Genomic DNA, 21,247 nt, shown 5'->3' with positions numbered 1-21,247 from the left:
AAAAGGGCATCAACGATCAGTTAAATGGTCGTGATGCCCGTCAAAAGTATATGTGTAAGGTTAGGTGGAATTACTTGAATATCATTTTAATAAATACCTTTTTGCTTTAAGGCATCTATATCGGGTGTGGCAATATCAACAATCGAATATCTGTCTGTTTTGGTGATGGTAAGTTCGTCCAACGTACTCACCAAACTGCTGTAAACAGAATGGTTACTGGGTTTAACTAAAACAATCATGTCTTTACCATATTTATCATGGATCATTTTATTGGTTTCGATAAGCACTCTTCGCAAGCCGTTGTGTCCAAAGCCTGCCACCGTGGGCGCTATTACAGGATTCTTAAGTTCGCCCAGGTAATACACAACCTTATCATTTTTTCCAAGGCAAATGGTAAGGCTTCGGCTGGCGGGTACAGGCACGTCTATCTCGCCTACCGGCATGGCTAAATCCATTGCCTTTGGCTTGGCCAGTGTTGTGGTCATAATAAAAAAGGTAATGAGCAGGAAAGCCAGGTCGACCATTGCGGTAAGATCAACCCTGAGGTTTTGTTTTTTGCGCCCGCGGGCTGCGCCTGATTTTTGGGGAGAAGCAGTTAATTCGGCCATGACATTATAGATTAAGGTTAAATTTAATACCAGTATTAAATACTGATTTTAATATCAAAACGAACTATAAGATCATTTATTGCGATAATAACAAAATTTAATTTGTTAAATTCTCTTAAATTAAAATTTAATTTTGAAAATAACAGCGCTTGGTAACAAAGGTATACGAGATGGTAAGCCCAACTATAAAATAACTGTCGCGTGGCTTAAGGTCGCCACGCTGGGTACCGGCCGAGCCAATGTAGATACCGGTTTTCTCGCCCGACCGATCAGATAATGCCCGGGCGACACCGGTTAATTTACTTTTATCGGCATACATACCGCTTACATCATCAAGGTAGTCGGTAAAGGTGTAGCGGTAGCCCATATCTGCCGCCAGGCTAAACTTTCCGCCGATATTGTATTTTATGCCTATCCCGTACGGAATTACTATCGTATTATCGCCATACTGGGTATTCTGCCCTTCGGTTTTCAATTGCCTGAGCGATCCGGCACTGCCGTTATAAACCGTACGCGGGTCATAAGCAGTGATGCCTACACCTGCGTATATAAAAGGCGTAAATTTATTAGGCCCGGCATCTGGTATATATTTCAGGAAATTAAACTCGCCGATAACGGCAAGCTCCATCACCCCATCGGTAAAACTCAGGTTACGGTCACGAAATTGCTGGCTGGAAGATGTACTGTCGGCCGCGCCAAATTTAGCGTAACTAAAGTTTAGTTTTGCCGAAAAGTAACCATCAAAATTGCGTTTAACATATAAGCCTGCAGATGCCCCGCTTACTTTAACCGGATTATCGGGGTTTAAATCGCCAATATAACCTGCCCCGCCAACAGAGCCGCCTACCTCCCAGGTTTGGGCCTGTACATGATAAGAAAATAGGAAGAGTAGTGCAAAAAGTACAAATTTGGGCATCAAGCAAAATTAATAATTACGGGCATCCAATCCCCATAATAGTTTGTTTCTTAACGTGGTTAAGTAACTTTCATTATTTAACCTGATTAAATTTAGCTGGAAGTTTGCTTTTTGCACCAGGAATTTCATGGTTTCGTCCATAACAGCCATCCGCGAATCGCACGATACCAGGTATTTAGAGCTGCGGGTTTCGACCTCGAAACATAGCTTGCTGTTATCGGGCAGTATAATTGGCCGCACATTCAGGTTATGCGGCGATACCGGGGTAACCACAATACTGTTTGATTGCGGGAATATAATTGGGCCGCCGCAGCTTAGCGAATAAGCGGTTGAGCCGGTGGAAGTTGATATAATCAATCCATCGCCCCAATAGGAGTTTAAAAACTCGTCGTTTAAAAACACATGGGTGATAATCATTGCCGCATCATCGCGTTTATGGATGGTTACATCATTAAGCGCGAAGTTATCATTGCCAAACACATTGGTTTTTGAATCGATGCTGAGCAGTTCGCGGCAATCCAGCGTAAACTCCCTGTTTACCACGGCGTGTATAGCCGCGTTAATGTCGCTTTTATTTACACTTGCCAAAAAGCCCAGCCTGCCAAAATTGATACCGATGACTGGGATGCCGGAGTCGCGGATAACGGTTACCATATCCAGCAAGGTGCCATCGCCGCCAAGGGTTATAAAAATATCTATAAAACCCTTTAATGAGTCAGTGGCTTGCAGTATGTTATATTTTACCCCGTTTATTTTATCCTGCAGATACTCATGAAGTTGGTAGTGCACATAAATATCTACATTGTGCAGCGCCAGGTTATCAAATACCTGCTGTATATAAGGTATAACCGAAGGTTCATTAAATGGCCTGCCGTAAACTGCTATCTTCATGCTTTACATTTTGGGTGGTGAATTTGTTCATGGTTCATAGATCATGGTTCATGGCCGGTTTTCAAATGATATCATGTTATGCCAATAACTTTCTGCTATGAACTATGAACCATGAATTATGAACTTTTTATAATGATCCATGAACCCGTGAACCAATGAACGATCAAAGATTGAGATAATTCATGAGCGAATCGTACCGGTCGCGGGCGTTATCGTTGTTGTCGGTATGGTTAAAGGTTGCTTTAATATCATACTCATAACGGAGGAATGTGGCTACAATGGTTGATATATCCTGCTTGTTTATTTTTAACGTTACCTCCATCCGGGTTGAATCGGGGAAGGTTTGTACATATGAACTTAGCACCTGGGCATTATCCGATTCGACAATTTGCGACATGTGTGCCAGGGAATTATTTTTATTATTGATTTCGAGCACGATTATACCACCCGGCTGCGATACCGCTGTGATTTTAGCAAAATATTCGGTAATGGCATTTATAGATATCATGCCCAGGTAATTATGCTTGGCATCAAGCACGGGCACTATGGTAAGCTGGCGTTCATAAAACAGGCGGATAACATCATAAATATGCTGATCTTCCAGCACATAAGGGTTAACCAACGATAATGCCAATGCGCCAACAGGCACCTGGTTATCACTTTCGTTAACCATATCGTCCTCGGATATAAGGCCCAGGAACTGCTCTTCGTTTACAATTGGCAAATGGCGCACACGAAACTCCACCATACGGTCATAAACCTTCTGTATCGGGTCAGAAGTGTGTACCGGTGGTATCGCGTTAGCTATCAACTCAATTGCAACCATGTTTACTTATCCTTTACTTTCTCTAAAAATGCGCCCAGCAACACGTTAAACTCTTCGGGCCGCTCCATCATAGGGGCATGGCCACATTTATCAAGCCAGTGCAACTCGGCATTGGGTAATAATTCGTTAAACTCCACCGCTACCTCGGGCGGGGTTATTTTATCGTCCTTGCCCCATATTAAACAAACCGGCATTTGCATTTTATGAAGGTCTTTTTTCATATTATGCCTGATAGCCGATTTTGCCATAGCCAGTAACCTTATAACGCTATGCCTGTCGTTTACTAACTTGTATACGTCATTAACCAGCTCATCTGTTGCAATAGCAGGGTCATAAAATGTATATTGTACCTTTTCTCTTACAAAATCAATACTCTCGCGTCTCGGGAACGACCCCCCAAAGGCGTTTTCATATAAACCCGAGCTGCCGGTTAGCACCATGGCCTTTATATTTTCGGGATGAGCCAAAACATATACCAAAGCCACGTGCCCGCCAAGCGAGTTACCAAGCACAGTAATATTGCTTAGTTTTTTAAACTTGATAAACTTATGCACAAATTTCGACAGGCTTTTAACACCTGTAGTAATAAGCGGCATATCATAAATAGGCAATATAGGTATTAATACGCGGTATTTTGATTTAAATTGATTAACCACGCCATCCCAGTTGCTCAACGAACCCATTAAACCGTGCAGTAGTAACAGCACCTCGCCTTCGCCCTCATCGATGTAACTAAAACCGTGTTCCTCTTTAAGCACGAAATCCATATAAATAATTAGTATTAATTTTCAATTAACTATACCAAAACCCGTTTTAGTATATAAAATGTGTTAATCCGCTGTAAAATTAGTTTACTGCGAACGAGTTGCAACAATTATAGCAATAATTTATTAATGTAGATGTTAACGTTATATTGATTAACCGTTACTATCCTAATAATTGGCGTACAACTTCTGATATAGTTTTGCCATCGGCCTGGCCCGCAAGCTCCTTATTGGCCATACCCATAACACGGCCTAAATCTTTTGTTGATGTGGCACCTATACGGCCTATCAATTCTTCTAAGTAGCCTTCAATTTCAAAACGGGTCATTTGTTGTGGCAAATAAGGTTCAATTACGCGCATTTCTTCCATCTCAATCTCGTACAGATCTTCGCGGTTTTGCGTACGGTAAATATCTGCCGATTCTTTACGCTGTTTTATCAGTTTTTGCAGCACTTTAATTTCAGCCTCTTCGGTAAGTTCCTCGGCGGCACCTTTTTCAGTTTTGGCTAATAACAAGGCCGATTTTATAGCCCGCAGCCCCCTTAAACGATCTGGCTGTTTGGCCAGCATAGCCAGCTTTATATCCTGGTCTATTTGTGTGATTAGTGACATTATTTAATTAATGAATTATTGAGTTAGTGAATTATTGAATTTTGATGTGCAGCCTGGTTAGATGTGCAGATTTCAAATGTGTTTCCAGATGTGCAGATTTCAGATGTGCAAATGTGCAGATTAATATTTATATGATTGGATGATTAAGTCGCTGAGCGTAATCTGAACATTTTCAAATCTTCAAATCCTCAAATTTTCAAATCAATTAATCATCTGCACATCTGAAATCTGCATATCTACTTCCTAAATATATTCCCGGCCGTGGCTTGTGCTGTTGGCATAATTACCAGGTCGTTGATGTTTACATGGGGCGGGCGCGATGCTACAAACCAAATGGTTTCGGCAATATCCTGTGCTACCAGGGGTTCAAAGCCATCATACACTTTTTTGGCCCTTTCCTTATCCCCTTTAAAGCGCACTTCCGAAAACTCGGTTTCTACGGCGCCGGGATGCACTGCTGTAACCCTGATGCCGTGAGGCAGCAAATCAATACGCATCCCTTTGTTTAAAGCATCAACGGCATGTTTGGTAGCGCAATATACGTTTCCGTTAAGATAAACCTCTTTGCCCGCTATCGAGCCTAAATTAATGATATGGCCTTTACCGTTTTCAATCATCCAGTTTGATACGATGCGGCTTACATATAATAAACCTTTAACATTGGTATCAATCATGGTTTCCCAGTCATCAATATTACCGTTTTGTATCGGATCGAGTCCCTGGCTTAGCCCGGCATTATTAATCAATACATCAACATTTTTCCATTGGGCGGGTATGCCATCAAGGTTTTCCTGCACCTGGGCACGGTCGCTCACATCAAATGACGATATGGCTATCTCCGTATCATATTTTTTATTTAAATGACCGGCCAGTTTCTCCAGTCTTTCCAGTCTGCGGCCGGTAAGTACCAGACTATATCCTTCGCGGGCAAATACGTGTGCGCATGCCTCGCCTATGCCCGATGTTGCGCCTGTGATTAATGCAATTTTACTCATAATAGAAGTATAACTATGAGTGCGAAATTATGTTTTTTACTTTGGATTATTGTCGTGTGTGGGTAAGGATAGTTTTGGGAGGGAAAGCTGCAAAACGCACCCGGCGAGGCTACGGACTCTTCGCTTCGCAGAAAAATAAAACAATAAAAGGCGTGGTCAATTCCCGCTGATCAGCAATGATTATAAAACAGAAATCCGCTTGATAACCGATTCGGTACCGGCTACTACACGTACAAAGTAAAAGCCGCGGGTAAGCTTGTTGTTAATCTGATAGTTAATATTATGGTCGCCGCCCTCAACACGCTGGTTAAATACGGTGGTAATATCGTTGCCCAAAACATCCATTATTTTAACGGTAACATTGGTGTTACGGCTAATTGTGTATTTGAGGTTAAGCTGATCAGTTACCGGGTTGGGATATAATTGCACATCATTTAACAATTTATCATCGGGCCGGGATACATTTACTTTTATGGTTGATGTTACCGCAGGCTTTAACGGCGGCAGCGCCAGGTGAAGCCCGTTTTTTAAATAGGAAGGTTTACCGCTCTTAGTTTTGGTTACGTGGTATACGGTGTCACTTTTAAATTTGTTAGCATCGGCTTTTTGAGGAGACCTGATCCCTTTGGCAAATGCAAAATTCATAAAAATTGCTATCGCAATTAATACGGACCACGCATAAGTGTAAGTAAAAGGGTAAGTAATTTTTCGCCTCATTTTTAAGTTTCCGTACAAAAGTATAAATAATGCCCTCACGGCCTAAGTAATTGACGTTTTTGTTAATATTTTTAACAAAATTTAACAATGAGGACTGTTTTTATAGTATAGACTGATTAATTGGTTATACGTTTAATGCTAATTTATGTTTGTATGGATTATTGTTTTTTTTACATTTATTAAAACTAACCAAAAGACGGCTCTTTTACAGCTTGTTTAACTTTATTTTTTATTATTTATATCAATACATGTCATTGGTTTTCAATTAATTCATTTATATTAACTAATTGCTTGTAAAATTTACGTTATTTATAAAAAACCTTCTAATTCTTCATGAACTCTTAATAATTTGACTTTGAAATGTAAAAAATTAATATTTTTGCCGTCTCAAACTAACACATAGTGTCAAATCATAAAGATCTGCAAAAACTGTCGGCAGCCGGCCTGCTCATCAGTTTAGGAATAATTTACGGTGATATTGGTACCTCGCCATTATACGTATTTAAGGCCATTGTTGGTACCAACCACATTTCAGAAACATTAATACTGGGAGGTGTTTCCCTTATTTTTTGGACTTTAACGCTTCAAACCACCCTGAAATATGTGGTAATAACGTTACGGGCAGATAACAAGGGCGAAGGTGGCATTTTCTCGCTGTTTTCATTAGTACGCCGTAAAGCCAAATGGCTGATAGTGCCTGCGGTGATAGGCGGCTGCGCACTGCTTGCCGATGGTATTATTACCCCACCCATTACTATTTCGTCGGCTATTGAGGGTTTACAAACGTATTACCCCAATTTGCCAACCGTAAAAATTGTTATAGCCATTATTACAGCGCTGTTTATTATACAGCAGTTTGGCACATCGTTGGTTGGTAAGGCATTTGGGCCAATAATGTTTATCTGGTTTACTATGATGGGCGTACTTGGTATCTCCTATATAGTGCATTCGCCTGGTATAATCAGGGCGCTTAATCCTTATTATGCTTATGAATTATTAAGCTCAACCGGCAGCCACAACGCTTTTATCATATTAGGCGCCGTATTTTTGTGTACTACCGGGGCCGAGGCGTTATATTCAGACCTGGGGCACTGCGGAAAATCAAACATTCGCATCAGCTGGATTTATGTTAAGGCGTGTTTAATCTTAAACTACCTTGGCCAGGCGGTTTGGTTACTGCAAAGTAACGGATCGGTAATGGACCTTAACGTGAACAACCCCTTTTATAAAATAATGCCGGAGTGGTTTTTGATATTCGGTATCGGTATCGCTACCGTAGCTGCTATTATTGCCAGCCAGGCTTTAATATCCGGGTCGTTCACACTAATTGCCGAGGCGGTTAGGCTTAACCTGTGGCCAAAAGTAAAAATCAATTATCCATCTGAGCAAAAGGGGCAATTATATGTGCCCAGCGTTAACTGGCTGCTTTGGGCCGGCTGTTTAGGTGTGGTGCTAATATTCCGCCATTCGGATAAAATGGAGGCGGCTTATGGTTTAAGTATCACCGTAGCCATGTTGATGACCACAATACTGGTATCAAAATTCCTGAAACGTAAAAAAGTGCCAAACTACATCATCAATACATTTTTGGCAATTTACCTGGTTATTGAAGGCACCTTCCTTACAGGTAACCTGGTTAAGTTTTTGCATGGCGGCTGGTTTACACTTTCGATAGGCTTTTTATTGTTCACAGTGATGTGGACATGGCATACTGCCCGTAAGATCAGGAACCGGTATGTTAAATTTGTTGGAATTGATGATTATTACAACATCATTAACGAGTTAAGCGCCGATGAAAGCGTGCCCAAATATGCATCACAGCTGGTGTATTTAACCAGCGCCAACTTCAATTCTGAAATTGAGTCAAAAATTGTTTACTCAATTTTACAAAAGCAACCCAAACGGGCCGATGTATACTGGCTGGTTCACGTTGATGTAGTGGACGAACCTTACAAACGCGAATACGAAGTAGACTTTTTGATCCCTAACAAACTGATCCGTATCGATTTTAAACTGGGTTTTAGGGTTGAGCAGCAAATTAACCTGTTGTTCCGTAGAGTGGTTGAAGACCTGGTGAAAAAAGGCGAAGTTGATATCACCAGTCATTACAAATCATTGAATAAGCATAAAATTGTTGGCGATTTTAGGTTTGTGGTTATCGAGAAAATTTTCTCCCGTTCGCATAGCTTATCATTTTATGAGCGCTTTATCATGGATTTTTATGTTTACCTGAAACATTTAAGCCTTTCGGAAGAACGTGGCTTTGGTTTGGATTTAAGCTTTGTCACGGTGGAAAAAGTACCGTTGATGTTATCGATACCTGATGCCATTGAAATTCATAGGGTAAATTAGCTTTCACCCCGCCCTTTCCAAAGGAGAAGGGGCCAGATATAAGATATTTTTACGTAAGTGGAAATTAAATAAGGCCCCTCCTATTGGGGTTTTATTGTTTTACACCTTTTAAGCTGATTTGCGAAGTATTATTATCGCGAGGATACCTGGCGCACATTTTTTTAACGGCCTCCTTTAGAGCGGACATAGCGAGGCAAATAAATTCAGTATTACTACAGATTGTTTTCACATATTTACAACGCTGAAGTAATATCCTGTGAAAAAAAAATTACAATTAACCCTGTTATCTCTGCTTTTTGCCACGGGTTTATTTGCCCAGGGGGCCGATCTTAACCTGCTTAAAAGTATTAACGGGCCACCAAACGGTGCCGATAGTAAATGGAAGTTTATAAGCGATAAAGCTGTTATAGTAAACGTGGCGGCCCCTATAAGTTTAGTTGTTGCCGGCTATATTAAACACGATGACAACCTCAAAATAAGCGGTTTACAAACAGCCGCGTCATTTATTGTTGCCGGTGGTGCAACCTTCGTAGCTAAAAAGGTATTTAACCGCGAACGGCCTTTTGTTACCCATCCCGACGTAATATATGCCAAAGAATATCCAACAGACCCGTCATTCCCATCAGGACATACTGCTTTTGCGTTTTCAACGGCCACATCGTTAAGTTTGGCTATTCCTAAGTGGTACGTTATAGCGCCATCGTTTGCATTTGCCGGCGCGGTAGGCTATTCAAGAATGTATCTGGGCGTGCACTACCCCAGTGATGTTTTGGGCGGGGCAATAGTTGGCGCCGGCTCGGCATACCTTACCTGGAAGCTGCAGAAATGGATTGTGGGGAAAAAGCCTAAGGAAATGGTTCATTAGGAGCCATAATGAAACGCGTCATCGCTTCGTTCCGACTCACTATTTATAATAAACTCTGATGCGTAACGCCTGTTAGTCTGAGCTTGTCGAAGACTCGCGGGGAAGGCCTTGCCTAAGATACTTCGGTAAGCTACCCATAACATGTTCAATTTTCCTGTCATGCTGAGGTACGAAGCATCTATTAGCTATGTATGATAGATAGAAAAGTTTGCGAATAGATACTTCGTACCTCAGCATGACAATCTTTTATTTCTGAATGTCATTACCCTTCAGAATTTCGTGAAATTTTACAACTCAGCATGACAGCACTGTTAGTAGGGCATTCTCATTTTCAGAGGCAATTGGGTTTTACATTTCGTAACGGCAATCTATAGGTTACATAATAATAACACATCTTAGGCGACAAGTGCTATCTCCCATTTGCTATTGCAAGGAGTATATACTTTCTCACCTCTTCATTAATATCACCCTTCAAATACATCCTGAAGTAATGGTTGTGCTGGTTAGTACCGGGTACGGTTTTTATTTTGCTGAAACAGAGGTTATCGGCATGTATTTCATTAAACGGAAAAACCACATCAATAAAGTTTTTGCCTAATTGGGTTACGTAGGCAAAATTGGTATGCAGACCAAGTGCTATCATACTTTTAGTAGGATAAACTTTGATGGGCGCCATGGCTAAAAACTCTTCTACCAGGTAATCAAACAACTCAACCGTTTGGGCAGATTTACCATTCAAAAAATCGCCCAGGTTGCGTTCGCGACAGGAGTGTACCTGGTTGGTATTTGTAAATTCGCGGCTGCAAATGGGGCATATCCACATAAAGTTATTAGTTAGGCCGTTTTAACCTCCCTGCCTAATACACTGTTTTTGTAGCTGTAGGTAAAGTAGATAACCAGACCTATTACCAGCCATATCAGGAACCGGAGCCAATTGGTATAACCAAGCTCGGTCATTAGGTAAAAGCAGCTCATGAGCCCTAAAACGGGTATCAGCGAAAAGTTTTTGAGGAAACTATATATAGCAATTATAATAATGAGGATAAAGAACAGGTAATTAGGAAAATTGTACAGGAAGCCATCAAAACCAAGATGGTATTTTTTAAGCTCACTGATTGGTGTTAACCGTAAGGCGCTGTTAAATTTATCTTCTTCCAGATCTTTAAAATATTTTTTTTGCGAAGCAGTGTCAGCCAAGGCGGGTGTCCCGGCGTTGAGTTTAACTACAGAAGCATATATGGCCTTTATTTCGCCTGCGTTAAGGGCGTCAATTATGACAGGTTTTTCTCTCAGTTTTTTAAACTGCATCATTTCAACCTGGGGGGCAGGTTTAAAGTAAACTATCGAGCCCAGGATAATGATAGTTATCAATGGCACTATGTATTTGCCATTGGCGTATGGCAAATGAAATTTGCCTTTAACCGCCTCTTCGCGCGGAAGCAATAAAACACCGCCGCAAACCAGTACAAAGGCAAACAAGGTGCCTATGCTTGTTAAATCAGTCACCTCGGTAAGGTTCATGAATAAGGCAGGTATTGCCACCACAAAACCTGTAATTACTGTAGCAAAGGCAGGTGTATGATATTTGGGGTGAATGCGGGAAAACGCTTTTGGTAATAAACCATCGCGGCTCATGCTCATCCAGATACGGGGCTGCCCTAACTGGAATATTAATAATACACTTGCCGTTGCAATTACCGCGCTTATGGATATTACGTAGCTTACCTTATGCAAGCCAACTTTGGCAAATACAAAAGCCAGCGGGTCGCCTACCTGTAAGTCTTTATAACTTACCATCCCGGTAAGCACCAATGCTATCAGGATATATAAAACCGTGCAAATAATAAGGGAATATATCATGCCGCGGGGTAAGTCGCGCTGCGGTTTTTCACATTCTTCGGCCGTGGTCGAAATAGCATCAAACCCGATATAAGCAAAAAACACACCCGAAACGCCCTTCATAACACCGCCAAAGCCATTAGGCATAAAAGGGTGCCAGTTGGCCGGGGTAACATAAAAAAAGCCCACTACAATAACGGCAATAACAATCAGTACCTTTAGGATAACCATGGCATTGGTGGCCTTTTTTGTTTCGCGGATACCAATATAAACCAGATACGTAATAATAAAAACAATACCCAGGGCCGGCAAATTGGCTATCAGCTTTAAATTACCTACGCCGGGCGCATTATCCCAGGCAATTGCCCCGGCTTTTAGCCTGTCGGCAATATCTGCAAGTACTGCCCCATGTTTGGTTACAGCTTCGTGCCCCCTTAGTGCCGAAACGTAATCCATGGTAAGGTATTTAGGTAAATGAATATTAAAGCCTTCAAGCAGGTTTACAAAATATTCGCTCCATGATATAGCTACAGCGATGTTGCCAATAGCATATTCCATTAATAAATCCCAGCCAATTATCCAGGCTATCAGTTCGCCAAAAGAAGCGTATGCGTAAGTATAGGCGCTGCCTGCTACCGGTATGCGCGATGCAAATTCGGCATAGCATAGTGCCGAAAAACCGCAGGTAACGGCCGTAACAATAAATAACAGAGAAACGGCCGGTCCGCCGTGAAACGAGGCTTCGCCGATGGTGCTGAAAATGCCCGCGCCAACTACGGCGGCTATCCCCATCAGGGTTAAATCTTTTACGTTTAATTCTTTTTTTAGTTGGGAGTTTACTGTGCCGGGATGTTCACTATCGCTGAAACCGCATTCAACATCATGTAATATTTTCGAGACTGATTTTTTACGAAATATGCTTTTCGACATTTAATTTAAATAATAAGTGCAACCTATTCCCAAACATAATCATTTTTTTGCATTAGATAAGTATATGCTTACTTTGCATCATGAAGATAGGGGTACGAGATGTTTTATACAGGATAAGGCCATTTTTTTTACTTTACCTTATTGTTTTGTGCGCCTGTTTGGTTATCAAACTGATATATACCCGCGAGCAGATTTTTTTTGCGGTAAACGGGTGGAACAGCCCCTGGGGCGATTATATTGAACCCTATATGACCGACCTTGGCGACGGCCTTACCGCGGTTACACTTTCATTGGTTTTTCTGTTATTTAGCTATCGTAAATTCCTGTTGCTGGCATCAAGCTATCTTTTAACCGGGTTTGTGGCCCAGGTAATTAAATATTTTGCCGATGCACCAAGGCCGAGTTTATATTTTAAAGACCAATGGGCGCCGGTACATACAGTTAAAGGAGTAGAAATACTAACGTATAATAGTTTCCCTTCAGGACACACTACCAGTGCGTTTTCGGCAGCGGTAGTACTGGCTTACCTGGCAACAAAAAAAGGCTGGGGTATCCCAGCCTTACTCATAGCCATATTAATTGGCTATTCAAGAATGTACCTTACCGAACACTTTTTTGAAGATGTTATAGGTGGCTCGGCCATCGGGGTTATCGTTACTGTTTTGTGGATTACCTGGCTGGAAAACAAGCAGTTTATCCATACCGAAAAATGGCGTACCGGGTTAATTAAAACAGTTTTTTAATAATTACCCTTCGGCAGCAAGTCTTTTTTTGCGGCGAATGGTTACCAGTACAATAATAATAATGAGTGGCAGCCCGCCATATAACCCAATTTTTACCGGGGTTGATAAACCTTTCGCGTTTGAAATATACTGATCGTTACGTTTCAAATCGGGCGCTACTTTAATCGAGTTCGAAAATTCGTTCAGCTCGGCTTTGGCAAGCTCGGTCCTGGCTTCGGGGTAGTAATATTCAAAAGTATAAGTTACATCCTGCGTGTAAAGCAAAATAAACTTTCTTAACTGGGCCGCTTCACCGGTCGATCCACTGTTATCAATCCTTAAGGTAAATACCCTTGCTTCAAGGTTGCCAATGGTAGTGTCGCGCGGGTTCATAATACTACCGTTGCGCGATTGCTTCCTGATACCATCGGCAAAAGTATTAAATACCTTTTTCAGGTCTTTTTCCTTATTTAGCGGTTTGTTGTTGGCTGCATTTTGAACGCGTATTACACTTATAAAGCCAAGGGAGGCTGTACCCTGGAAAATTTGTTGACCTAATGTATCTTTCTTGGTAAAGTTTGCAGGTAAAGAGACCGTAACCAAACTATCAATCTTGACTGGCTTAAGTACCTGACTAAAGCCTAAAGTTGCAAACAGGATGAAGCTTAAACTTAAAATTGTCTTTTTCATAGATTGTTTAACTCTAAAAAGAGCAAACGGTTTTAAAAAAGAATCGAAAGAGAGTCTTTTGCTGATTATAAAAGAATGATAATTGCTTGTTTTTTAACAGGTTGATAACTGGTTGATTAACTATTCAATAAAGCTATAACGATAATTGCCTGTTATTGTATAGTGTTTTTAATTGTACATGGCCAGATATATTATCGATTTTCCTGTTGCTTTGTGCTAATAGCATGGCTACTCCACCAAAAACCAGGTATAGCTTTCTGCATCTATTGTAAAGGTTAATTTGGCGGTATAATCGCGGTTAAGTTTTACGTTGATTTTCGATTTTCCCTGCTCCAAAAATGTTGCTGATTGCGTAAGCCCCGTGTAATAAAGCGGTACTTTGATAGTCCGCGTTATTTTTTGTTTCAGCGGATTATACAGCATAACAAGCCCTTTAACGGGTAACTGCGGGTTAACATGCATGATGCCGTCCCAATCACGTCCATCGGCGCGCCTTAAATGAATGATATCTGAGTTAAGAATATCGCGGTACTTTTTATACCAGTTAATTACCCCGGTTACTGTTTGCTTGGTTGCCGGGCTATCATACAAACGCGGGCCGCGGTAGCAAGCCTGTACACCGGCGCCATAATATTGCATCATTAAGGCTTTATAATCCTTTAGATGATCTTTTAGTGGTTCAAGCACGGCCTCGGGGCCGCCTCCCTGGTATTTTGTAAGCGGCACAAATCCCCACACCATTGATGGAATTTCGTTCCAAAGGCCATCAAAAATGTTTTGCCTGTTCAATATCACCTGCTGCCCGCGCGAAAGCGAAAAATTCACTTCGCAGTAGCCAATGGCAATTTTGTTGGTTCCATCTAAAAAATACCAATCAGGCGCGTTAATGTAAACACCCCGGTTGTTTAGCCAGTGGTACAGTTCTTTCTGAATAGCCATTTGCTGCCATTGGCTATCTTCTAAACCTTTATGCCCCGGATGAGTGGTTGATGCACAAACATCGCCGGGGTATGGACCATCGTTTTCCCAAATATCAAAGCCGGTTGTGGCATAAAACTTTTTAATTTTATCGCGGTAGCCCAATCCCCATTTGCTGCCATAGCAAGGTGCGTTCCCAAAAAGCGCACCGCCCGGTTTGCCGGTTTTAGGGTCGATAACATCATCCGAATCGCTGATGCGACGGGAGCTGAATAACGAATAGCCGCCAATTTTAATATTTTTACTATGCGCGTAATCGGCGAGTGTTTTCCACCGGTTTAAATTTTGCACGGTGGTATCTTCCTGGTTTACCTGGCTGCCAAAACTTATAATCAAAGCTTCGTACCCGGTGGCGGCGCATTGATCAATAGCACTCCGTACCTCATCGTCGCTTTTGCTTACCAGGTGCATAAAAATTGGATTGGCGGTAACCCAGGGTGCAATGGTACGGTACATTTTGCGTATGGCCAGGCCGCGGCGCTCGCGGTCATAACTATCCATCAGCAATTCATAGGTTTGTATCGATGTAAAATCTTCGCCGGGCCTTAGCTGTAGGCCCAATACCCTTTCTGGATATACCTCAAGCAGGCAAGGTGTTTGATAATCATAGTTAACCTGCGATGTGTAGACTGGGTCGGCTTTCCAGTGCGTGGTTTGGTCGCTAAGAATATAGCGCATGGCGTTGTTAAACGCGTAATTGCTTTCAAAATAGATACCGCGCGGCGGCTGCATTTGGGTTGTGCTGCCAACTACGGCGGTTTCTTCTTCTACCATGCCCAGTATTTCGTTAGCCACCTGGCCAATTGTTATGCTGCCTGTTGACTGGTTTTGAACGCTAACCCATTTACTGATAAGCGGCAGGCCATCATAAATGCTGTAATGTACGTTTACAACAATGCCTTTTAAATCATGAAGTGCCGATTGGTAAACAAAAGTAATTGTTTTGCCGGTAGCTTGTTTTTTATTAGTGGCCCACCAGTCATCACTTTTCCAGTTGATAATAGTTTTTATAGGGCCTACCTGGTAGTGGCTGAATTTGAAATCGCTATCATTGACTTTAAGCTCGTCCAACTGTCCGGGAACCAGGTAGGCATTTTCCTTTTGACCATACAAGCCGCCAACGTTATAGCTTTTACCATTTACCTGGATGCGCGCTTCGGGTTTTACCGAACGTAATAGCTGCTGATGGTTTTGCAGGTTAATAAAATCGTAACAGGCAACATTGGGCGTAATGCGGAAACTTCGCTTTAGCAAGCCATTGTATAAAATAATGTTTTTGCCATCGGCACTTTGGTATATGGCAGCTTTTTCAAGTGCAGGCTTAACCAGCCAATCTGCCGGTTCATCCTGCCTGGTTGCGGTATTCCAAACGGGCAATGATTGTGCATACAATGGGGCGGTACTTTGGAAAGTGCCGATAAGCAGGAATAGCGTGATTAACCTACCCCAAAATGAGTTAGCTGATTTCAAGTGTTTAGTAATTGGTTGCCATAAAAATAAGACATGTTTAGCGCATTAAGCAAGCTGCTTGCTTTACAAAGAGGTATTTAGATGCTGTTGCGCTTCAGGCGCGTTAATCTTGCCCGGTTGTATTGCTGCAATAGTATAGCGCAAACGTTGTATGATTTGTACGAAGGAGACGCAATTATGCGATTTCTACCTTGGGAGAGATAAATTTGACCATCAATACCTCGCAATGATACATTTGTAAGTTATTGACTGTCAGTATAAAATATCCGTCATTGCGAGGTACGAAGCAATCCCCGACATGCTAAGTCCCATATAGTTTGGGATTGCTTCGTGCCTCGCAATGACGGTAGTTTAGAACATTGTTTAACTATATCCGTTGCGCGTCATAACGATTTTTTTCAGGGATATCCTGATGGGTACTCGCAATGACGGTAGTTTAGAACATTCGTTTAACTATATTCGTTGCACGTCATAACGCTTTTTTCAGCTTTGCCTAATGGATACTCGCAACGACGGTTTTAATAAGAACTCTTTTACCCAATCTTATCCATTTCGCCCTTTACAAACTCCGCCAGTTCCTTTACATATCCGGCGCTGAAATCAAACTTAATTCCGGCGGTTTCGTAAATTTCTTTGATGGTTTTGGTATAGCCAAGTTTCAGGGCATCCAGGTATTGCTGTAAGCCTTTTTCGGGGTTTTCTTTATAGTTTTTCCACACCGCTATGGCGCCTAATTGGGCCATGCCATACTCAATATAGTAAAACGGCACTTCAAAAATGTGCAATTGCTTTTGCCATAGGTTTGCTTCAGCATCGGGATGTTCGCTCCAATCTACAAAGCCTGCACCAAATGGCTCATAAATTTCCATCCAGGCGGCACGTCGGTCGGCATCGGTATGGTTGGGGTTGGTATAAATCCAGTGCTGAAACTGATCGACCACGGCCACCCACGGCAGGGTTTTCAATACGTCAAACAATTGATCGCGTTTGGCACGTTTCAGGTCTTCTTCGTTATCAAAAAACACATTCCAGTTATCCATCGAGATCAGCTCCATCGACATAGAAGCCAGCTCGGCAACTTCGGATGGGCAATGTTTAAAATCGTTTAACTCCAGGTCGGCAGTAAGGAAGGTATGTACCGCGTGCCCGCCCTCGTGTACCATGGTGGTTAAATCGCGGAAGGTATTGGCCGAATTCATGAAAATGAAAGGCGCGCCGGTTTCTGATAGCGGGTAGTTGTAACCGCCCGGTGCTTTGCCTTTGCGGCTTTCCACATCAAACAGGTTATTATCTTTCATGATCTCTAAACGCTCGCCCAGGTAACGGTTGATGTTACTGAAACACTGGATTGATTTTTCGATCAGGTCATTACCATTCTGAAACGGTTTTAACCCCGGTTTTCCCGATACATCAACATCCATATCCCAGGGTTTTAAAGCAGGTAAACTAAGGGCTTTCTGCCGTTTTTCGGCCTGCTCGCGCAGGATAGGAACAATCTCCTTTTCAATGGCCTCGTGGAATGCATAGCAATCCTGCGGGGTATAATCAAAACGACCTAATGCCTGGAACATGTAATCCCTGAAGTTTTCGAAGCCCGTGTTTAGCGCTACTTTATGACGCAATTTGCGCAAGTGGTCAAAAAGCGTATCCAGTGTGTCTTTTTCCTGCAAACGGCGATTGGTTATCTTTTCCCAAACCTCCTGGCGCTTAGCGCGGTCTGTTCCTTTTAAAAACACCGATGCCTGCTCCAGGGTATATTCCTTATCGTCAATATGAACCGACATAGCGCCCGTTATCGACTGGTATTTTTGCTGCTCTACCTGGATTTCGGTTTGTACCGGGATATTCTCTTCGCGGAAAAGCTCTAAGCTTTTTTTGATCGCCCGTAAAAACACGAAATATTTTTCGCTATCCAACTGATCGATATAAGGACTTGCAACCAGCTTTTTGTTCAACCCGTTATCATAAGGCGCGATTTTTGGTGAAATTTCGGTTGCAAAATACTGGAAGCTTTGTAGCAATTCTTCGCTGGTGGTATCGCAGGTCATGCGAATATAGCGCCAGGCCGAATCTTCTTCTAAAGCGGCTTCCAGTTCACTCCTGTCATGCAGCCATTTTTCCAGTTCCTGAACCGAGTTTATGGGGCGGTCCAATAATTCTTTGTAAAACGGTTCAAGCGTTTCCCAGTTAATGTCAAGCGTAGCCGGGATATATTTTCTTGTTTTTTTGTGGATCATAATTTTCAGATGTACAGATATGCAAATATGCGGATTTAGTTGGAAAGACCGGAAGTCGGAAAGTCCGAAAGTCTTGGAGTTGGAAAGCTGGAAAGACAGGGAGTCCGAAAAGGCCAGAGAAGCTACTTTCGGACTTTACTGACTTTCCGGCTTCCGGACTTTCTCTACTTCGCCTTATACAACGTTTCAGACAATTCTTTTAACCCCTGTTCATAGCTTGTAGGTTTAAAATTAAAAGCCCTTTCAAATTTGCTGCTGTCAAAAATATAGTCATGATCGTATTGGTAGTACATCTCCACAGTACCCATCACCACTTTTTGAAACAGGCCTATCAGCCACAACATATACTTTCGTAAAACAAAGAATTTAGGTTTTACACCATAAACCCGGGCGGCAATAGTCATAAACTCTTTGCCGGTTATAGCCGGCGGGGTGGGCATGTGCCATACCTGGTTATCACTATCGGGGTTTTGGCCAAGCAGGAACATCGCTTTGCCGGCATCGGGAATGTAAATAAAGTTGTGTTTTTTGTTTGGATTGCCAATCCACTGGGCGGTTTGTTTAGCAGCATACTTGGTTATCACCATCATATCCACAAAGCTGTTTAACGAGTCGGTGCCATAAAAATCGGGGGCACGGGCAATGGAAGCGCGGATAGTGCCAGCCTTAACTTCATCCATCAGCATATTGGCAATGCCTGCGCGTACCTGCCCTTTTTTGCTGCAGGGGTTGTAAGGGGTATCCTCTGTCATGGGGCCATCAACCAGGCCATACATGTATACGTTATCAAAAAATATTAATCGTGCCCCGGTGGCTTTGGTAACGTTGATGACATTTTGCATAATAACCGGCCATTGCGCCTGCCAAATAACTGCATCATAAACAATGCCCGCCACCAGGTAAATAACTGTTGATCCCTGGGCAGCCGCCAAAACTTCGTCATAATTTAACAGATCGGCCTTTTGCCAGGTTACATTTTTACCTGTAATGTTTACCGGTTTGCGGCTCACCAAACGAACGGTTTGGTTTGCGTTAATCAATTCGCGGGTGAGTACGTTTGCTACTGTACCGCCGGCTCCTAATATAGTGTGCATCATCTTTTCGTTTTTGTTTATCCAAAGGTATGGTGGCTATGAATATCAAAACGTTAACAAAAGATAATAAAAACACGATTTGAGGATTACACAGGATTGACAGGATTTGATGTGCAGATTTCAGATTAACTGCGTTGAAGGCTGCGCCGTTTCAGATGTGCAGACGATTTATGTATTTAGCTGAATTGCGGAACTTAGCTTTTGGCCTTAAGCCTTCCGCTTTAAGCTCATCAGGCGCTTATCTTCATAATCCTTCTCCTGATCCGCGAAAGCGAAACCGGGGTAATGCCTAAAAAGTTGGCTATATAATGTTGCGGGATGCGCTGCATTACTTCGCCGCCGGTTTCAAGTAATTTATGGTAGCGTTCTTCGGGCGTTTGGGTGATGAAAGAGGCTACACGGTCTTCATAGCAAATAAGATAGTGTTCTGCCATTAGCCGGCCAAAGCGCTCCATTTTGAAACTCATTATTTGGTTGGCGCAAACTTCCTGTAGGGCATTATGGCTCAAGGTAACAATTTGCGAATCTTCCAAAGCCTGGATATAGAATAAACCTGGTTGGCGGGTAAGGAAACTTTTGTAGGAGCTGAGCATCTCATCCTCGAAACTAAAATAACCGGTTATTTCTTCGCCATCTTTAACATGAAAATACCTTACTGCACCCTTTACAACCAAACCAATGTGGTTGCATACTTTTCCCGGCTCGGCAAAGTTTTTTTTCTTTTTTAGGGCGGTTACTTCCAGGTACCCGGAAAGTATACTCCATTCGTCATCAGTAAGCACTACATATAAATGAAAATGCTCCCTGAATTTGTTGAGGGCCGTTAGCGCGTCCATATTCTATCTAACAGGAATAACACCGCAAATACAACACTGGCAATGCCGTTGGTAGTCATAAAGGCAAAGTTTACCCGGCTCAAATCGTTTGGTTTTACCAACAGGTGCTGGTAAATTAACATGGCGCAGAAAAACGCTATGCCTACGTAATATAAGATACCAACATGGGTAAATAACACCGGCATCATTATAAATAAAGCCGACAACACATGCAAAAACGTTGACAGCCGTAATGCATTTACTTTACCCAGATAAGCGGGGATAGAATGCAGGTTTTGGCTGCGGTCGAAATCTTCATCCTGCAGGGCATAAATAATATCAAATCCGCTAACCCAGCATAAAACCGAAAGTGAGAAAAATATGGGTGTTAACGCAAATTCGCCCGTCACTACCAGGTAAGCGCCGATGGGAGCTAAGGATAAGCCCAGGCCTAAAACCAAATGGCATAATGCTGTAAAACGTTTGGTAGCACTGTAGCCCATTACCACAAATAAAGCAACTGGCGACAGGTAAAAGCACAAAGGGTTGATAAAAAATGTGGCTGCTATAAACAGGCCGCAGTTGATCAATGTAAAGGTTAAAGCCGAGGCCGCGCTGATACGCCCCGCCGGGATATCCCGTTGTTTAGTGCGTGGGTTTTGGGCATCGATATCTCTATCCAGATAGCGGTTAAAAGCCATGGCCGAGTTGCGGGCGAAGATCATGCACAGCACCATTAACACCAGCTTGCGCCAATCGAAAGTGTGTTGCGTAGTGGTTACCGCCAAAAAAAAGCCGATAAATGCAAACGGCATGGCAAAGATGGTGTGGGTAAATGTTACTAATGAAAGGTATTTTTTCATGTTATATGTATCCCTTTTTATGGGGTTATTTTCGATGTTTATTTTAGATGTACACTGCGTTT

Annotated in this window: 19 protein-coding genes; 3 read left to right on the top strand and 16 right to left on the bottom strand. The window is 42.3% G+C overall.

All coding sequences use genetic code 11. The features are described from left to right. Window positions 1-86 precede the first annotated feature (86 nt). The 8 genes from PQ469_RS05570 to PQ469_RS05535 all read right to left on the bottom strand — a co-directional run bounded on the left by PQ469_RS05570 (window position 87) and on the right by PQ469_RS05535 (window position 6,258). Window positions 87-608, bottom strand: a complete 522-nt coding sequence (locus tag PQ469_RS05570) for an ExbD/TolR family protein (protein WP_274212051.1) — start codon at window positions 606-608, stop codon at window positions 87-89. Between the two features lie 127 nt (window positions 609-735). Continuing rightward, entirely contained in the window at window positions 736-1,524 is a 789-nt protein-coding gene (gene porG, locus PQ469_RS05565; protein WP_274212050.1) for a type IX secretion system protein PorG, read from the bottom strand. Between the two features lie 9 nt (window positions 1,525-1,533). Then, window positions 1,534-2,415 (bottom strand): NAD kinase, encoded by an 882-nt coding sequence (locus PQ469_RS05560; RefSeq protein WP_090651273.1) that lies wholly within the window; start codon window positions 2,413-2,415, stop codon window positions 1,534-1,536. A 163-nt stretch (window positions 2,416-2,578) separates the two neighbouring features. Further along, window positions 2,579-3,241 carry a CBS domain-containing protein gene (locus PQ469_RS05555; RefSeq protein WP_274212049.1) on the bottom strand — a complete coding sequence of 221 codons (663 nt, stop codon included), beginning with the start codon at window positions 3,239-3,241 and terminating at the stop codon, window positions 2,579-2,581. A 2-nt stretch (window positions 3,242-3,243) separates the two neighbouring features. Further along, window positions 3,244-4,008: an alpha/beta fold hydrolase gene (locus PQ469_RS05550; protein WP_274212048.1), complete on the bottom strand. Its 765-nt coding sequence runs from the start codon at window positions 4,006-4,008 to the stop codon at window positions 3,244-3,246. A 160-nt stretch (window positions 4,009-4,168) separates the two neighbouring features. Next, window positions 4,169-4,618 carry a GatB/YqeY domain-containing protein gene (locus PQ469_RS05545; protein ID WP_090651276.1) on the bottom strand — a complete coding sequence of 150 codons (450 nt, stop codon included), beginning with the start codon at window positions 4,616-4,618 and terminating at the stop codon, window positions 4,169-4,171. 236 nt (window positions 4,619-4,854) lie between these two features. Then, the gene (locus PQ469_RS05540; protein ID WP_274212047.1) at window positions 4,855-5,613 is read right to left on the bottom strand and encodes an SDR family oxidoreductase; all 759 of its coding nucleotides are present in this window, start codon (window positions 5,611-5,613) and stop codon (window positions 4,855-4,857) included. Between the two features lie 180 nt (window positions 5,614-5,793). Continuing rightward, window positions 5,794-6,258: a T9SS type A sorting domain-containing protein gene (locus PQ469_RS05535; RefSeq protein WP_274212046.1), complete on the bottom strand. Its 465-nt coding sequence runs from the start codon at window positions 6,256-6,258 to the stop codon at window positions 5,794-5,796. Between the two features lie 474 nt (window positions 6,259-6,732). On the opposite strand from PQ469_RS05535, the gene PQ469_RS05530 reads away from it, so the two are divergent. Together PQ469_RS05530 and PQ469_RS05525 are read left to right on the top strand one after the other, a co-directional pair. Continuing rightward, complete coding sequence (locus tag PQ469_RS05530) at window positions 6,733-8,682, top strand: KUP/HAK/KT family potassium transporter (protein ID WP_090651279.1); 1,950 nt, start codon at window positions 6,733-6,735, stop codon at window positions 8,680-8,682. 256 nt (window positions 8,683-8,938) lie between these two features. After that, window positions 8,939-9,547: a phosphatase PAP2 family protein gene (locus PQ469_RS05525; protein WP_274212045.1), complete on the top strand. Its 609-nt coding sequence runs from the start codon at window positions 8,939-8,941 to the stop codon at window positions 9,545-9,547. A 409-nt stretch (window positions 9,548-9,956) separates the two neighbouring features. Here the strand turns inward: PQ469_RS05525 and PQ469_RS05520 are convergent, their stop codons facing one another. Together PQ469_RS05520 and PQ469_RS05515 are read right to left on the bottom strand one after the other, a co-directional pair. Beyond that, window positions 9,957-10,370: a DUF5655 domain-containing protein gene (locus PQ469_RS05520; protein ID WP_274212044.1), complete on the bottom strand. Its 414-nt coding sequence runs from the start codon at window positions 10,368-10,370 to the stop codon at window positions 9,957-9,959. An 11-nt stretch (window positions 10,371-10,381) separates the two neighbouring features. Next, window positions 10,382-12,316: an amino acid permease gene (locus PQ469_RS05515; RefSeq protein WP_274212043.1), complete on the bottom strand. Its 1,935-nt coding sequence runs from the start codon at window positions 12,314-12,316 to the stop codon at window positions 10,382-10,384. Window positions 12,317-12,396: 80 nt separating this feature from the next. Between PQ469_RS05515 and PQ469_RS05510 the strand changes: the two genes are divergently transcribed. Continuing rightward, entirely contained in the window at window positions 12,397-13,059 is a 663-nt protein-coding gene (locus PQ469_RS05510; protein ID WP_274212042.1) for a phosphatase PAP2 family protein, read from the top strand. Between the two features lie 3 nt (window positions 13,060-13,062). On the opposite strand, the gene PQ469_RS05505 is transcribed toward PQ469_RS05510, so the two are convergent. From PQ469_RS05505 to PQ469_RS05480, 6 genes are all read right to left on the bottom strand, one after another. Continuing rightward, window positions 13,063-13,728 (bottom strand): hypothetical protein, encoded by a 666-nt coding sequence (locus PQ469_RS05505; protein ID WP_274212041.1) that lies wholly within the window; start codon window positions 13,726-13,728, stop codon window positions 13,063-13,065. A gap of 228 nt (window positions 13,729-13,956) precedes the next feature. Beyond that, entirely contained in the window at window positions 13,957-16,176 is a 2,220-nt protein-coding gene (locus PQ469_RS05500; protein ID WP_274212040.1) for an alpha-galactosidase, read from the bottom strand. Between the two features lie 533 nt (window positions 16,177-16,709). Beyond that, window positions 16,710-18,413 (bottom strand): M3 family oligoendopeptidase, encoded by a 1,704-nt coding sequence (locus PQ469_RS05495; protein ID WP_274212039.1) that lies wholly within the window; start codon window positions 18,411-18,413, stop codon window positions 16,710-16,712. Window positions 18,414-18,577: 164 nt separating this feature from the next. Further along, window positions 18,578-19,510, bottom strand: coding sequence for an NAD-dependent epimerase/dehydratase family protein (locus tag PQ469_RS05490; protein WP_274212038.1), 933 nt, complete (start codon window positions 19,508-19,510; stop codon window positions 18,578-18,580). Between the two features lie 227 nt (window positions 19,511-19,737). Beyond that, window positions 19,738-20,343, bottom strand: coding sequence for a Crp/Fnr family transcriptional regulator (locus PQ469_RS05485; protein WP_274212037.1), 606 nt, complete (start codon window positions 20,341-20,343; stop codon window positions 19,738-19,740). Further along, window positions 20,331-21,185, bottom strand: a complete 855-nt coding sequence (locus tag PQ469_RS05480; RefSeq protein WP_090651286.1) for a UbiA-like polyprenyltransferase — start codon at window positions 21,183-21,185, stop codon at window positions 20,331-20,333. The genes PQ469_RS05485 and PQ469_RS05480 overlap by 13 nt, the downstream gene beginning before the upstream one ends. Between the last annotated feature and the right edge of the window lie 62 nt (window positions 21,186-21,247).

The organism is Mucilaginibacter sp. KACC 22773, assembly GCF_028736215.1.
In the GTDB taxonomy this organism is placed as follows: Bacteria; Bacteroidota; Bacteroidia; order Sphingobacteriales; family Sphingobacteriaceae; genus Mucilaginibacter.
Note: the sequence above shows the minus strand (reverse complement) of the source record. Positions and strands in the feature narration are given on the sequence as shown.